The following is a 14,452-nucleotide window of genomic DNA, read 5'->3' on the forward strand; positions in this document are numbered from 1 at the left end:
AGCTATGGAGAAAGCGCTCATTGCGCTTTCTTTCAAGGAAGCTGAAGTCAATTTATGTACTAGGTATTTTGCCAACAACTTTGGAAAATCTCGCTTCCATCATGTTAAGCATTTCGTTAATAATCTACTCACTGTCGCTGAAGCAGAAAAAGCACTAATTGAGCAAGAAATTCTAAATGACTTTTCTAGACAATGTAAAAGTCTATACCTAACTGCGGAGTTAACGCCTGGTTTTATAGAGTTAATCCAATCTTTACCAGGTGAAAAGTATGTTGCTAGCGGCTCAGAGCAAGGAGAGCTGCGTGAAGTATTCAGGGCTAGAGGTTTAGAACAATATTTCGACGGCATATACGGTTCTCCCACAGCTAAAACAATATTGTTAGAAAACATATTAAAAGAAAAATCTAATTCCAATGCCGTAATGGTAGGGGATGCGGTGTCAGACTTTGAAGCGAGTGTGGCAAATGGCATCGACTTCTTCTGTTATCTCCCCTACTCTAATGTTACTGATACGATGCAATCTTTATCGCAGGAGTACGACTTTACTATTCTCATGCATTGGCCAACATTACCTTCGAACAACCAAGTTTAGGAATCTTTCTCAATGAAGTACGCCGTTGTTATTCCAGCACGCTTTCAATCTAGCCGATTTCCCGGTAAGCCTCTTGTCGATATTCTTGGTAAATCAATGATTCAAAGGGTATGGGAGCGTTGTTGCAAGGCCGTTGGTAAAGAGTTAGTTTATATTGCTACTGATAGTGAACAGATCCAAACCAGTTGCAATGCTTTTGGTGCTAAGGTCATTATGACTTCAGCTAGTTGCTTAACTGGTACAGACCGCTTAGCGGAGGCTAATCAGCAGCTGAATTGTGACTTTATTATCAATGTTCAAGGTGATGAGCCATTAATAAACCCTGAAGATATCTGTAATGTCATCGCAAGTTACAAAGCTAACCCTGATACTGTTATCAATGCCATGTGTCCGATCACCTCTGAGGAGGAATTTCGCTCCTTTACTGTCCCCAAAGTGACTGCCAGTAAGACTGGAAATTTACTTTATATGAGCCGCTCTCCAATCCCGGCTACGAAAACTAATGATTTTATTTTCGGTTTTAAACAGGTTTGCATCTATGCATTTTCTAAATCTCACTTACAGTTTTTCGCTTCTCATCAGCAAAAAACACCGATAGAACAGGTGGAAGATATTGAGATATTACGATTTCTAGAGAATGATATTCCAGTGCAAATGATAGAGGTTAAAAGCTCCAGTATCGCAGTCGATGTACCTAGTGATGTGAATAAAGTAATAGAAGCACTGAGCTAAAAGTAATGACGGTTGCGAGTTCGCAGCAACCGTCAAAATTTTAAATCTTCATGTTATTAATGTGGTCAGCGAGTTTCTTAGGAAATTTAAAGTAGCTTGGTGCCCTCGCGTAAACGACTTCACGGCAAAAGCCATTAAAACAAGCACCTGCTGTAGAATTCAAACTAATGACTTTATTCACCTTTACATTGAGTATTGGCATAAGTTCACTAGGAAAACTGGGCTTTAAGATAATAGCTTTAGCAAAGTGGCGGCTATAGTCTGTCTGTTCTCTTGGATGAGGCTTAATAACTAAGCTTGCTTCCTCAATTCCCATATCCTCTACTAACTTTTTATACCCTGCAATCTTGTTTTCCTCGCTATAGCCTTTAGTTATCTCACTCCAAGGTTGAGTAAACAGAATGCTATAGTTCGCATCAATTGAATTAAACTGCTGAGCATCAACATCCAAAACATCTAAAATTTCAGCTTTAGCAGTTAGCGACTTTTTCTCCCATAGTGAAAAGAAGTCAACCACTTCGATCTTATCAGCAAACTGTTTTAATGGATGATGAACAGTTTCTGCCATTATAAACTTATTGACTTTAGCCATCTTCTTTGGCTCTTTAAGGGTTAAAATTCCCAATAGTCCACGAGTTCTGTCACCATAAACCAACGCATTCCTCGTTGATGTTCCGTCCTCAATTTGCACACGCGGAGTACGTATCGTCCAGTTATTAACCTCTCTTGCATTTCCAATGCAGAGTTCATACTTTGAAAATAGCTTATGCTGCTCTCTTTTGCGCTTAAAGTAATTCAATACCCCATGCTTGAGTTTCGGCATAGGCTTAGGCATAAACTGTTCGCTTTCCTCTAGTAAAGTTGCATACTTTTCTAATCTTGGCAGTGTTGATTTAGCAATTCGATCTCCGAAAATAAGAAAATCTTTTTCCTTCCAACCATCATCACAAACTAAATAAAGAAATAAGCTGAAATAAGTATTTTCAAATACCAAAACTCGATTCGAGTCTATTCCTATCTTTTCTAAGACATTCATTCTTTATAACTTCCAATAACCGAGTTTTTTACGCATTTTCAGGTGACGTAAAAAGTTCATCGGTTTAGATTTAAGATCAGCAAGACCATTACCAATCAATTCATCAACAGCAGCTAATACTCGCTTACTCGAAAGCCCATCGCGATATGGATGGACGTAATTACAATAGCGGTTAATTTGATTCATCAGCTCTGCAGGATGACTCAGCGCTTCTGCTAATGCAGGCTCAATATCTTCCAAGCGATTAACATTCACCAGATGTGAGCCTTTTGTCTGATTATTAAAAGTCACCACGGGTTTACCTTGCAGCAAAAACATAATCAAAATCGATGATGTATCGCAAAGCATCACATCGGCAGCCTGCAATAATGGTAGGACATTATCCGTTTCAACAAATCTCAAGTTTTCGTTTTCAAGCGCTTTATATTTATCAATGATCTCTTGGTTCATTTTAGGATGGAACTGCACCAGCCAACGCCAGTTTCCTTGCTGTGATAAAGTCTTAATTTTCTCATATATTACAGGCGCGCACGACAAATTGCGCGAGAATGTAGAGCAAAGTAAAACGACAGGACGGTTATCACCCTCAACAGCATAAGGCTGCTCTAGCTCGGAGTGGAACATGGGATCCAGTGTCGCCCAACCGGTTTCAACAACCTTAAATGTACCTATTTTTTCGGCCAACTGTTTAAAAGGAATAGTAGCCTCTGGCCCTTGGGTACAGTAAAGATCAAAGCAATCACGAATTTCAAAGTGATCGACACGCCCCCTACGGTTCAGCTTGCCTGCATTAAACCCATGAAATACTCCGACTTTAACGCCGGGGATAAAGCTAGGCACCACGTTTCCAGGTACGAAAACAGCGTCAGGCTTCCAAGCCTTGACCTCTTCAACAGTTAGCAGTCTTTTTTCTGTTGCCTTTAAAAATGCAGGGTTGACCTCTTCGCCTTCTAGAAACCAACAAACTTCATCACCTCTAGCCAATATCTCTGCTTGCAGCGGTCTTAACATGGCATATGAATAATTTTGCCCAATATACAGCAGATAACGTTTGTTGTTTGTACTCACAACAATTCCCCTCACACACTTTTCAATGCTTATTTAACCAATGCCAAGTATTCTTGAGCAATCCGTGCTGCTTGTACTTTTGCCAAAATATCGACTTCTACCAATGATGTTGGCGATTCGAATATCCTATCTAATATATTTACCGGTATCGCTAGGCAATACACTGGACTAACAGTGTCTATAGTCTGAACGAATAAAGCCCACATACGGATATGGGAAAAAACAATCTTTATTACTGAACGCCAAATTTACTCTGAAATAACTGCGTTATAAGATTCATCCCCATATCTAGCCCGTTAACACAGCCACTATGTGCTAAGGATGTCTCTAACTGCTGCAAATTATCAGCCTGCATCAAGTTAATAACGCCATCAGAGATACTCTGCGCCTCACTATCACTGCATAGAGTTAAGCCGCTATTTTCACAAACTTTTAGTCTGTGGTGCTGGTCCTTCGATACCGCTACAGATAAGGTCGGTTTCTTTAAAGCAATGGCCTGCAGTAGCGTATCGCCGCCGCTTAATACGGCGACTTTTGCCGCATCGAGTAGATCGATGAATGCCCCATGCTCCAACTCGTTTATAGCAATAACGCCCTCGGCTTCAGTCATAGAGTCTGGATAGTTAGGCCCGTAAACTATAACGCAGGGGAGCTTAGTCGCTCGATACATATTGGCGGCAGCGAGAGCAAATTCTTCAACAATAAAGCCTCGGCGATTAGCGTGTCCTCCTGAGCCTGCGTTGAGTAAAATAAACTCACCAGCAGTTAGGCCATACTTACCTAGAAGAGTAGCTTGATTCTTGGGGTTAGGGTTAACAAAAATTGGCCCAGTTACTGTTGGCTCTGGCTTTTCAATTAACCTCAATTTTAGTCTGTCTAGCCAACTAATTGGGCCTATAACGAATTCAGGCTGTACCACCCAATGGCTATCGGTTACCCGCGCGCGCAATATTTTCATTCCCCTACTGCGCTTACGCTTATGCTGACTGATGAAAATAACTTTTGCCCCCAGCTTATTCGCATGGGTCAGTTGTGAGCGTCGACCCGATGCATCAAAAATAACAAAGTCTGGCTGGAAGAAAGACATAAAGTCATTAACCGCTTTAATATCCTTTGTGGGAGTATCGTCTAAAAGTGCTGCTGGATAAGGACAAGTAGAGGCATAAGGCGCATGACGACTTAAAATAAATTGAATTGTTGCATCAGGCCAGCGTCGCTTCACTTCGTTAGCGACAATCAATGATCGCATGTACTCACCGACTCCCTCGGGAGAAGATACGGGTACAAAAAGAAATTTTGGAGATCTTAGGGTCATTGAATCAACTCATCAAACTACGAAGAAGTATTATGCTTTGGGCATACTAACAAAAATTTTTGCTCACGGTTGATCTAACAAACGATTTAACTGAACGATAACACTTTCAACATCAATCCTCTCCATTAAATCTCCCCCCTTTGCGCGCTTGCCCCAAGGGATAGCAATATCAGGGTTCTGCTGAGCAATCACTTCATCGTAAACGCTAACGACTGAATCTAAGCAGGTATAAGGCCCTGTACGTCCAGGATTTGAATGGGCATATAAACCAATAACTGGCGTACCTTGAGTCACAGCCATGTGTGCAGGGCCTGTATCAGGTGCCAATACCACACTCGCTTGTTTAAGTATTGCTAACAGTTGCAGCAAAGTCGTTTTACCGACTTGGTTTTCTAACTCTGATTTAGCTGCGCTCTGAATATTGTCAGCAAGCTCTCGCTCAAGTACGGTTGGGCCACCACATAAGATGACTCGATAACCTTTCGCTACCGCATAATCTGCCACCGCAGCATAGCGTTCAGGCAACCAGTTTCGTTCAGCTTTACTGGCTGCAGCGCAAATAACCAATACTCGCGTGTTGCTAGGAATAAGCGTCTCGGCAAATTCAGTGTCAATCGCAGGGACAGGTATATTCCAACTAGGAGTCAAGTCTGTCACTCCGACAGCCTTAGCAAACCCCATAAACCCCTCTAATACATGTGGTGTGGCTTGAGGTTCAATATGGCGATTAGTTACCAACCATTGGCCTTCTTTGGCTCTAAAACGATCGAAGCCAATACGAGTTTTAGCAGAGATAGCTAATGAGGCAATCGTCGCGCGCAGGGCGATCTGCATATGCAGTAACACATCGAACTTACGACCCTTAAGGGCTTGCTTCAAGTTGAAGTAACTGCGCCAGCCTTGTGATTTATCAAAAACCACAAACTCCACCCCTTCAAGATGCTTCAGCAGTTGATACTCAACCTTACCCAAAATCCAAGTGATTTTAAGCTGTGGATAGCGGCGCTGAATAGCCTGCACCATAGCCACTGCATGACAAACATCGCCTATTGCCGACAGCCTTAATAGACATAAAGACTCTGCGTTGCTTAAATCTATACTGTTTGATTTAGCGTTCTGATTGTCACTTGAAGTTGATAGGCTCATTAGTGCTCGAAGGTTATTTAGCGCAATCCACCGATCTTAATGTAGAATGCCTGTAGGTTCCACGCTTTAACTTACAATTCTATCTATGAAGTATAAAAAAACCGCCAAAGGCAGTATCGCTTATTGCCAACATACACCATCAAGCATCGAACCTAGCTGGTTTGGCGCCGACTTTTGGCGTGAGCAATCTGCCATTACCGGCTCATCTAAAGGCCGTTATACCACATGGTTTGTCGATGCAAGCAGCATTGATGAAGGGCAAAACCAGTGGGTGCTTCGTCACTACTATCGTGGTGGTTTGATAGAAAAGATTAGCCGCGACCAATACCTATTTACTGGTTTAGAGAAAACTCGTGCTGTGGCTGAATTAGCCTTATTGGAAACCTTATTTGAGCAAGGGTTTGCGGTACCTAAACCGATTGCTGCCAATGTTGAGCGTTCAGGTCTATTCTACCGAGCAGACTTGATAATAGAGCGAGTAGAAGGTGCCGAAGACCTAGTCGCTCGTTTAAGCAAAAGTGCTATGCCTGATGAACAGTGGCAAACACTGGGGGAAACCATCGCCCAGTTCCACAACCATGGTGTGTATCACGCAGATCTCAATGCGAAGAATATCCTTATCTGCGCAGACAAATTCTATCTTATTGATTTTGACCGTGGCGAGCTAAGGCAAAGCAACTGTCAATGGCAACAAGCCAATATGAGTCGCCTGCTACGCTCCTTTAGAAAAGAACTCGGCAAACTGCCTAGCCTCGCATTTAGCGAAGACAACTGGCAGCAGCTGCATCAAGGCTATTTAGCCAAGCTCAACCAGTAGTGTTAGCAGTCAAATTTAATAAAAAAGGTCAGTACAAAGCTGACCTTTTTACTGATATCACTTACCACACTAACGCTGAATATAACTTTCCACTACTGCCAGCTGCTTAGCCAGCGATCCACGGTTCTGCTCAACCACAGATTTTGCTGCCTCACTCGCTTGGCGATAAGCCTTTTTATCATCAAACAAGTAAATCAAGTTATTGGCTAATGCTTCACTTGAATCAACAATTTTTAGTCCACCAGCAGAGACAAGTAGCTCAGTAATTTCAACAAAATCTCGGTAATTAGGCCCCATCATCACAGGCAGTCCCAACGCAGCAGGTTCAAGCGGGTTGTGACCACCATGCACAATCAGTGAGCCCCCGACAATAGCTTGGTCGGCAGCAGCATAAAAGGTCAGTAACTCTCCCATAGTGTCACCTAACACCACTTGAGTTTCAGCTGACAGCTGCGCAGCAGAGCTACGCCTAACTAAGGCTAACCCAGCGGATTTTACGGCTAAGGCGGCAGCATCAAACTGCTCAGGATGGCGTGGTACCATAACCATCAAGGCATCAGGGAATTTGGCAAGCAACTGCTGATGCGCTGCAATCAAGCAATCAAACTCACCCGGATGTACAGAGCCTGCAACCCAAACAGGCTTATCAGTTGCCTGCCATTGTTGCCTAAGCGCTTTCGCCGTATTAATACGTTGCTCATCGATACTGATATCAAACTTTAAGCTACCACAAACACTGACTCGCTCAGGCGCAACACCTAAAGCAATAAAGCGTTCTGCTGCCTGCTGCGACTGCGCCGCAATACCATCAAGTTGCTTAAGCATCGGCGTTGTGAGCTTGTGATGCTTTCGGTATGAATCTGCCGACTTTTGCGACAAACGTGCATTGGCTAATAAAACCTGTGACTCAGCCCGCTTAAGATAATGAATTAAATTAGGCCAGAGCTCTGTCTCCATTATAATGCAGCACTTGGGTGCAACTTGCTTAACGAATCGCTTAGCACACCAAGCGAGATCAAAAGGCAGATAGCAATGCTGCACGCTTGAGCCAAATGCTTTAACGACCTCGGCCGATCCCGTTGGACTGGTAGTGGTAATCGTAATCTCTAGCTCTGGGTGCCGCTGCTGGATCTGCTTGATCAGCGGAATTGCCGCTAAGGTCTCTCCCATTGATACAGAATGGACCAAGAGGTCGGTTTGCTTTAATGATTTAAAACCGAAACGCTCACTCCAACGGCCACGATAATCTTTGCTTTTAAAAGCACGCACCGCAAGATACACCAGTAACAGAGGACTAATTAGATATAAAGCTAAAGAATAGAGACTACGATTCATCAAATTGGCTACTTTGTTGCGTTTTACTTGAACAATTGCGTTAATGCTAACATGATAGTCAAGCCTTAACGTAATGACACTTGTGTGATTAGGCATAAATAGAGGCAATTATCGGTCAAGTGCGAGCCAAGCAAGTGATACAGAATATTAACCATTTAGGATGAATATGAAGACCCGTGACAAGATCGTACAAGCCAGTTTAGAGTTATTTAACGAACATGGCGAGAGAGCAATCACAACCAATCATATCGCCGCCCACCTAAATATTAGCCCTGGCAATCTCTATTACCACTTCCGCAATAAGGAAGACATCATACGTTCGATTTTTGGTCTTTATGAGCAACATCTCGAGTCGGGTTTTCAGCCCTATGTCGATAAAGAGGTCAATGTCGATCTATTAATCGGCTATTTCGATGCGATGTTTTACACCCTTTGGCAGTTTCGCTTTATGTATGCCAACCTTGCCGACATCCTCAGCCGCGATGAAACCTTAAAAAACCGCTACCTCAAGGCCCAACAAGATGTGCTTGAACGCTCAAGCGGTGTACTAGAAAAATTAACTCAAGATGGCTTCTTAGCGATTAATGCTGAAGACATTAAGCCTTTAGCCGACACCATAAAAATGCTAGTCAGCTTTTGGATCAGCTATAAGCTTACCCAAACTCAGTCAAACATAGGTTCTATCACTAAAGAGTCGCTGTATGAAGGACTGCTGCGGGTGATCATGCTATTTAAATCCTACGCCACACCAAGCTCTAAGGATACATTCTCAAGGCTAGAGGACTATTACCAAAATTTAGCAAGCCAATCGGACTTATAGCTGCCGTAAGCCATTTTCACACTCTACAAGTTGCTGCTTTATAGTGTCATCAAGTAGTTTATGATTATGTGCTAGAGATGCTGTAGAACTCGAAGGGTGATAAATATGGTAGCAGTTACTTTTAAAATTTAACTTCTTACACTTTAAACCAGTATTAAAAAGCCGCTGGAAAAACTCAATATCTTCGGGGCCCCAGCCTTCAAAATCATTATTAAAGCCATTAACCCTGTAGACATCATCACGCCAAAAAGCACAGTTTGCAGTCATAGCTCTAGCGAGTGAGCTGCGCTTACTCTCGGTGATACTTTTAGGCAAAAAAGCGAGTCGCATCGCCTGCTCGCGATGTTTAACCCCTTTCATAAAAATGTGCGGCATTTTTTCGGTTGTTAACAGCATTGAACTAACCTGCTCATTAAGATAAGCCCGCCTTCCTTGAACAAAGTAACCTGGCTCAGCGACTGCAATATGATCTTCAATAAATTTGGGCGCTAAAATCATATCGCCATCAATAAAAACGATATAGTCACCTTTACTGGTCACTATGCCGTGATTTCGATTTCTTGCAACGCGAAATCCTCTATCTTCTTGCCAGCAATGAATTAACGGACACTTTAGCTTTGACTGATACGCTTCAAGCAGTTGTTTCGTGCTAGCGCTGGACCCATCATCAGCGATTATCACTTCAAAGGGAGGGACAGTTTGTAAGGCAATGCTATCAAGCACTTTTCTTAACGCTTCAGGCCAATTATAGGTCGTGACAATTAAAAACACTTAATAAAAACACTTAATAAAAACACAGTAGATTATTGATTAAATAGTAGCACTGCACTGTGGCGCTTGTAACTCCAACGAGTTCATAGCACCAATAACAAACAACTCTATCCAAAGATAAATAAGCCTTTTTAGCTTCCTTAATCACTACCAAACAAATAATAACATAAAATCAACATTCATTAGTTTTACTAATGTTAAGTTTCGTTATTCCCTAATCTAAATAATCCCAATTTCTGTATTAAAAAAAAGGCTGTAGAGCCGCACAAATTAAGGTTAAAATGCCAGCACTCCAATACTCAAAATAATGCTAATTAAGGAGAATAAAGGTGCCTAAGACCTCATTCTACGACCAAATAAATCAACAGCTTGATGACGTAAAAGCCGAAGGCTTGTATAAAAGTGAGCGAGTCATTGTTTCTCCTCAACAAACTGCAATTGAAGTTAATGGCGACCAAGTTATTAATTTTTGTGCTAACAACTACCTAGGTTTAGCTAACCACCCAGAGCTTATTAAGGCAGCCCAAGCTGGCCTCGATGCTCACGGTTTTGGTATGGCGTCGGTTCGTTTTATCTGCGGCACCCAAGATATCCATAAGCAACTAGAAGCTAGCCTTAGCGAGTTTTTAGGCATGGAAGACACCATTCTTTATTCTTCATGCTTCGATGCTAACGCGGGCCTATTTGAAACCTTATTAAGCGCAGAAGACGCGATTATTTCTGACGCTCTAAACCACGCATCGATTATCGATGGCGTGCGTTTATGTAAAGCAAAGCGCTTCCGTTACGCTAACAACGACATGGCTGATCTTGAAGCACAGCTTATCGCCGCTAAAGAAGCTGGCGCTCGCAACATCATGATCGCTACCGACGGTGTGTTCTCAATGGACGGCGTGATTGCCAACCTAAAAGGTGTGTGTGATCTTGCTGATAAGTACGGCGCACTAGTAATGGTCGATGACTCGCACGCCGTGGGTTTTGTTGGCCAAGAAGGTCGTGGTACTCACGAGTACTGTGAAGTGATGGATCGCGTAGACATCATTACTGGTACTTTAGGTAAAGCCCTTGGCGGCGCATCGGGAGGGTTCACTTCAGGTAAAAAAGAAGTCATCGACTGGTTGCGTCAACGCTCTCGCCCTTACCTGTTCTCTAATTCATTGGCCCCATCAATCGTCACCGCATCTATCCACGTGCTTGAGATGCTCAAATCTGGCCAAGCGCTACGCGAAGCCGTTTGGGAAAACAGCCGTTACTTCCGTGAGCAAATGACTGCGGCAGGCTTCACCCTTGGTGGTGCCGATCACGCCATTATTCCGGTAATGATTGGTGACGCAAAATTAGCTGGCGATTTTGCTAACCGCCTATTAACTGAAAACATCTACGTGATTGGTTTCTCTTTCCCTGTGGTACCAAAGGGTCAGGCGCGTATTCGTACTCAGATGTCTGCAGCTCACACCAAAGAGCAAATAGACAAGGCGATTGAAGCCTTTACCCGTATAGCGAAAGAGATGGGTATCATCGGCTAAAATTAAATCAATAAGGGCTACTGTTTGTAGCCCTTTTTGAATGACATTCAGCAAGCCGCACTGCCGGCCTGTAATAGGTTATAAAATGAAAGCACTTAGCAAGCTAAAGCCTGAAGAAGGCATCTGGATGGTTGATGCGCCCAAACCAGAAGTGGGCCATAACGATCTATTAATTAAAATTCGTAAAACCGCTATCTGCGGTACTGACGTTCATATCTACAACTGGGACGAGTGGTCACAAAACACCATTCCTGTACCTATGGTTGTGGGTCATGAGTATGTTGGCGAAGTGGTTGATATGGGCCAAGAAGTTCGCGGTTTCACTGTAGGTGACCGCGTATCGGGTGAAGGCCATATCACTTGCGGCCATTGCCGTAACTGTCGTGGTGGTCGCACTCACTTATGCCGCAATACTTCGGGTGTAGGTGTAAACCGTGAAGGTGCCTTTGCCGAATACCTAGTTATCCCTGCATTTAACGCCTTTAAAATCCCTGATGATATCTCTGACGATTTGGCCTCTATCTTCGATCCATTCGGTAACGCGGTGCATACTGCGCTGTCATTCGACCTTGTCGGTGAAGACGTTCTTATCACAGGTGCAGGTCCTATCGGCATTATGGCAGCAGCCGTATGTCGTCACGTAGGTGCGCGCCATGTGGTGATCACCGATGTGAATGAGTACCGCCTAGAGCTAGCCCAAAAAATGGGCGCAACCCGTGCAGTTAACGTTGCCAAAGAGAAGCTAGAAGATGTAATGCAGGAACTCGGCATGACAGAAGGCTTCGATGTGGGGTTAGAGATGTCAGGCGTGCCTTCGGCATTCCACTCTATGCTCGACACCATGAACCACGGCGGCAAAATTGCCATGCTAGGTATTCCAGGTGGTGACATGGCTATCGACTGGAGCAAGGTGATCTTTAAAGGCCTTATCATTAAGGGCATTTATGGCCGTGAGATGTTTGAGACCTGGTATAAGATGGCAAGCCTTATCCAGTCTGGACTCGATATTTCTCCAATCATCACCCACCATTATAGTATTGATGAATTCCAGCAAGGCTTTGATGCCATGCGTTCAGGTCAATCTGGTAAAGTGATCCTCAACTGGGATTAAATCATTAGTTAGCTTTTGATTTATTCTCCAATTAAGTGGCTGTAATATTCCTCAGAGGTTATTACAGTCGCTTTTATCTTTTCTAATCCAATCAATACAGGTTTTCTATGTCAGCTTTTCAACATCTTAGTGTTAATCAACTTATTCAGATGCAAGCTGAATCAGACGAACTACAAATCGTTGATATCAGAGATGCAGCCAGCTACGAAGCCGGTCATATTCTTGGTTCTGTCAATCTAACCAATGACAACTTAGCCCATTTTATTGGCGATGCCGACATGGATCTGCCGCTTATTGTTGTTTGCTATCATGGGATCAGCAGCCAAAGTGCAGCCACTTACCTTAATGAGCAAGGCTTTGATGACGTATTCAGCCTAGATGGTGGTTACACTGCTTGGCATCAGGCCAATTTATAGCAGCAAGAGGGTACAATAATGATAGAGATTGGCAGACTACCTAATAGTCGCGCAGCACAGGCTCTCATCGACTACCTAAAAGGGCTGAAAATTGATTGTGAATTAGTGCCGACCGAACATGGTGTGGCATTAATGATCCATGATGAAAAACACTTTGATCGCGCCCAACGCGAGTTCCAATCCTTTATTAATAACCCTTATGACGAAAAGTATCTCGCCGCGTCATGGGATAATGGCGATACTCACACTAAGCTAGATTATGGTAGCCCAAGCCTGCAGCTAGTCAGCCAATTTATAACCGGTGCTGGTCCACTTACCCTGCTGGTATTCTTTGTTTGTGTCGCTATCTATGCCGCGATGAATCTTGGCTTTGCTAACCCTATCTTCGAGCACCTATCTTTTTTTGGTGCCACCTCCCCAGCCTCACTGAGTGAGTTCTGGCGGATATTTACCCCGAGCCTGCTGCACTTTTCAGCCATGCACATCATCTTTAACTTACTCTGGTGGTGGTATCTAGGTGGTAAAATTGAAAATAAACTCGGCTTTACCCCGCTATTTATCCTGTTAATCGTTGGTGGTACGCTACCCAATATTTTGCAGTATTACATGGCGGGACCTGGCTTTGGCGGCTTATCTGGCGTGGTCTATGCGGTTGTTGGCTATACATGGGTCATGGGCGTAAAACGACCCGAATCAGGCATCGGCCTACCACCGGCATATATCGGCTTTATGCTTTTATGGTTAGTCTTTGGTTTTACCGATATGTTTGGCCTATCTATCGCCAACGGTGCTCACCTTGGTGGTTTACTAGTGGGAGTTATTCAGGGCTTTATCGACAGTAAGACCCGTAAGATATAGTGACTCAACAAGCCACTAAGCTGAAACCTATTCATTAAAAATTAAGCCCGCTGAATGCGGGCTTAAATTTAGCAACGAACAATAGCGAGCTTTGCTCACGTATTAGGCCATTTGCAGTACTTTCTCTACCAGCTTACTAATGCCTGAGTGCGCCTCAACAATATCAGTAGCTAACATATAAGCCGGTGTACTCACCACCTTATGTTGTTCATCGACGATAATTTCATTCACAAGCGCAGACTGGTGCTTGCCACCTTGCTGCTCAAAGGCTACAGCAGTACCTTGATCACTGCCGATAGTGCCGCTAACCCCTAAAGGATAGAGCTTGGGGATCATCACAGGTGAAATGCAAATAAAGCCTACCGGCTTATGACTATTAGCAAACTGCGAGATAAATCGCTTCACACTTGGCTCAACGTCATGCTCGGCACCCGATACGGCAAAATCGCATAGATTCTTAGCGGCACCAAAACCACCAGGGATCACCAAAGCATCAAATTCGGCAATATTAAGTTCATCTACGGCCTTAATTTCACCACGAGCTATTCTCGCCGACTCAACGAGCACATTGCGTGTTTCAGCTTCTTCAACCTGCCCAGTTAAATGATTAACCACATGTAATTGAGTAATATCCGGTGCAAAACATTGATAACTTGCGCCTGCTCTGGCTATCTCCAATAGAGCTAAAACAGACTCATGTAACTCTGTACCATCGTAAACACCACAGCCACTTAAAAGTACCGCTATTTTTTTCATTAAAAAGCCTCTTTATATATCATATTGTTTTAACAAAATTGCAATAAACAGCTTGATCAGATTATTTATCATGCTAAGTTAGGTCAACACTTTAGCAGGCGAGCAATATTTAACCAGAAAATGGACTTCAAAAATGCATAAAAATAAAAAGTC

At 43.4% G+C, this 14,452-nt stretch carries 15 protein-coding genes; 8 read left to right on the plus strand and 7 right to left on the minus strand.

Annotation, left to right across the window (positions count from 1 at the left end):
- Positions 1-592: HAD family hydrolase (locus K5Q73_RS15400; RefSeq protein WP_220766153.1), on the plus strand; the 592-nt coding region annotated here is incomplete at its 5' end.
- A gap of 12 nt (positions 593-604) precedes the next feature.
- Positions 605-1,324 carry a 3-deoxy-manno-octulosonate cytidylyltransferase gene (locus tag K5Q73_RS15405; protein ID WP_220762621.1) on the plus strand — a complete coding sequence of 240 codons (720 nt, stop codon included), beginning with the start codon at positions 605-607 and terminating at the stop codon, positions 1,322-1,324.
- A gap of 40 nt (positions 1,325-1,364) precedes the next feature.
- On the opposite strand, the gene K5Q73_RS15410 is transcribed toward K5Q73_RS15405, so the two are convergent.
- From K5Q73_RS15410 to K5Q73_RS15425, 4 genes are all read right to left on the minus strand, one after another.
- Positions 1,365-2,360, minus strand: a complete 996-nt coding sequence (locus tag K5Q73_RS15410; protein ID WP_220762619.1) for a glycosyltransferase family 52 — start codon at positions 2,358-2,360, stop codon at positions 1,365-1,367.
- 3 nt (positions 2,361-2,363) lie between these two features.
- Entirely contained in the window at positions 2,364-3,371 is a 1,008-nt protein-coding gene (locus tag K5Q73_RS15415; protein ID WP_220762772.1) for a CDP-glycerol glycerophosphotransferase family protein, read from the minus strand.
- 289 nt (positions 3,372-3,660) lie between these two features.
- Positions 3,661-4,743, minus strand: coding sequence for a hypothetical protein (locus tag K5Q73_RS15420; protein WP_220762617.1), 1,083 nt, complete (start codon positions 4,741-4,743; stop codon positions 3,661-3,663).
- Between the two features lie 63 nt (positions 4,744-4,806).
- Positions 4,807-5,889 (minus strand): glycosyltransferase family 9 protein, encoded by a 1,083-nt coding sequence (locus K5Q73_RS15425; protein ID WP_220762615.1) that lies wholly within the window; start codon positions 5,887-5,889, stop codon positions 4,807-4,809.
- Between the two features lie 85 nt (positions 5,890-5,974).
- Here K5Q73_RS15425 and K5Q73_RS15430 point away from each other — a divergent pair, with 85 nt between their 5' ends.
- Complete coding sequence (locus tag K5Q73_RS15430) at positions 5,975-6,706, plus strand: 3-deoxy-D-manno-octulosonic acid kinase (RefSeq protein ID WP_220762613.1); 732 nt, start codon at positions 5,975-5,977, stop codon at positions 6,704-6,706.
- Positions 6,707-6,775: 69 nt separating this feature from the next.
- On the opposite strand, the gene waaA is transcribed toward K5Q73_RS15430, so the two are convergent.
- Positions 6,776-8,041, minus strand: coding sequence for a lipid IV(A) 3-deoxy-D-manno-octulosonic acid transferase (waaA, locus tag K5Q73_RS15435; protein WP_220762611.1), 1,266 nt, complete (start codon positions 8,039-8,041; stop codon positions 6,776-6,778).
- A gap of 166 nt (positions 8,042-8,207) precedes the next feature.
- Here waaA and K5Q73_RS15440 point away from each other — a divergent pair, with 166 nt between their 5' ends.
- Positions 8,208-8,861 (plus strand): TetR/AcrR family transcriptional regulator, encoded by a 654-nt coding sequence (locus tag K5Q73_RS15440; RefSeq protein WP_220762609.1) that lies wholly within the window; start codon positions 8,208-8,210, stop codon positions 8,859-8,861.
- Here K5Q73_RS15440 and K5Q73_RS15445 read toward each other — a convergent pair.
- Positions 8,856-9,632: a glycosyltransferase family 2 protein gene (locus K5Q73_RS15445; protein ID WP_220762606.1), complete on the minus strand. Its 777-nt coding sequence runs from the start codon at positions 9,630-9,632 to the stop codon at positions 8,856-8,858. The genes K5Q73_RS15440 and K5Q73_RS15445 overlap by 6 nt on opposite strands.
- A 329-nt stretch (positions 9,633-9,961) precedes the next feature.
- Here K5Q73_RS15445 and K5Q73_RS15450 point away from each other — a divergent pair, with 329 nt between their 5' ends.
- The 4 genes from K5Q73_RS15450 to glpG all read left to right on the plus strand — a co-directional run bounded on the left by K5Q73_RS15450 (position 9,962) and on the right by glpG (position 13,543).
- Positions 9,962-11,158, plus strand: coding sequence for a glycine C-acetyltransferase (locus tag K5Q73_RS15450; protein WP_220762605.1), 1,197 nt, complete (start codon positions 9,962-9,964; stop codon positions 11,156-11,158).
- Between the two features lie 85 nt (positions 11,159-11,243).
- Positions 11,244-12,269: an L-threonine 3-dehydrogenase gene (tdh, locus tag K5Q73_RS15455; RefSeq protein ID WP_220762603.1), complete on the plus strand. Its 1,026-nt coding sequence runs from the start codon at positions 11,244-11,246 to the stop codon at positions 12,267-12,269.
- A gap of 107 nt (positions 12,270-12,376) precedes the next feature.
- Complete coding sequence (gene glpE / locus K5Q73_RS15460; RefSeq protein ID WP_220762601.1) at positions 12,377-12,685, plus strand: thiosulfate sulfurtransferase GlpE; 309 nt, start codon at positions 12,377-12,379, stop codon at positions 12,683-12,685.
- Between the two features lie 18 nt (positions 12,686-12,703).
- Complete coding sequence (gene glpG / locus K5Q73_RS15465; RefSeq protein ID WP_220762599.1) at positions 12,704-13,543, plus strand: rhomboid family intramembrane serine protease GlpG; 840 nt, start codon at positions 12,704-12,706, stop codon at positions 13,541-13,543.
- Positions 13,544-13,645: 102 nt separating this feature from the next.
- On the opposite strand, the gene elbB is transcribed toward glpG, so the two are convergent.
- A complete protein-coding gene (gene elbB / locus K5Q73_RS15470; protein WP_220762597.1) occupies positions 13,646-14,299 on the minus strand; it encodes an isoprenoid biosynthesis glyoxalase ElbB in 654 nt (217 codons plus the stop codon).
- Between the last annotated feature and the right edge of the window lie 153 nt (positions 14,300-14,452).

This window comes from Shewanella sp. MBTL60-112-B2 (genome assembly GCF_019655055.1).
Taxonomy (GTDB): domain Bacteria; phylum Pseudomonadota; class Gammaproteobacteria; order Enterobacterales; family Shewanellaceae; genus Shewanella.

Excerpts from the sequence above, each read along its gene's own strand:
- tdh (WP_220762603.1), top strand. The coding sequence starts at position 11,244 with ATGAAAGCACTTAGCAAGCTAAAGCCTGAAGAAGGCATCTGGATGGTT.
- K5Q73_RS15410 (WP_220762619.1), bottom strand. The coding sequence starts at position 2,360 with ATGAATGTCTTAGAAAAGATAGGAATAGACTCGAATCGAGTTTTGGTA.
- glpE (WP_220762601.1), top strand. The coding sequence starts at position 12,377 with ATGTCAGCTTTTCAACATCTTAGTGTTAATCAACTTATTCAGATGCAA.
- K5Q73_RS15420 (WP_220762617.1), bottom strand. The coding sequence starts at position 4,743 with ATGACCCTAAGATCTCCAAAATTTCTTTTTGTACCCGTATCTTCTCCC.
- waaA (WP_220762611.1), bottom strand. The coding sequence starts at position 8,041 with ATGAATCGTAGTCTCTATTCTTTAGCTTTATATCTAATTAGTCCTCTG.
- K5Q73_RS15405 (WP_220762621.1), top strand. The coding sequence starts at position 605 with ATGAAGTACGCCGTTGTTATTCCAGCACGCTTTCAATCTAGCCGATTT.
- K5Q73_RS15425 (WP_220762615.1), bottom strand. The coding sequence starts at position 5,889 with ATGAGCCTATCAACTTCAAGTGACAATCAGAACGCTAAATCAAACAGT.
- K5Q73_RS15430 (WP_220762613.1), top strand. The coding sequence starts at position 5,975 with ATGAAGTATAAAAAAACCGCCAAAGGCAGTATCGCTTATTGCCAACAT.
- K5Q73_RS15440 (WP_220762609.1), top strand. The coding sequence starts at position 8,208 with ATGAAGACCCGTGACAAGATCGTACAAGCCAGTTTAGAGTTATTTAAC.
- glpG (WP_220762599.1), top strand. The coding sequence starts at position 12,704 with ATGATAGAGATTGGCAGACTACCTAATAGTCGCGCAGCACAGGCTCTC.
- K5Q73_RS15415 (WP_220762772.1), bottom strand. The coding sequence starts at position 3,371 with ATGTTAAGACCGCTGCAAGCAGAGATATTGGCTAGAGGTGATGAAGTT.
- elbB (WP_220762597.1), bottom strand. The coding sequence starts at position 14,299 with ATGAAAAAAATAGCGGTACTTTTAAGTGGCTGTGGTGTTTACGATGGT.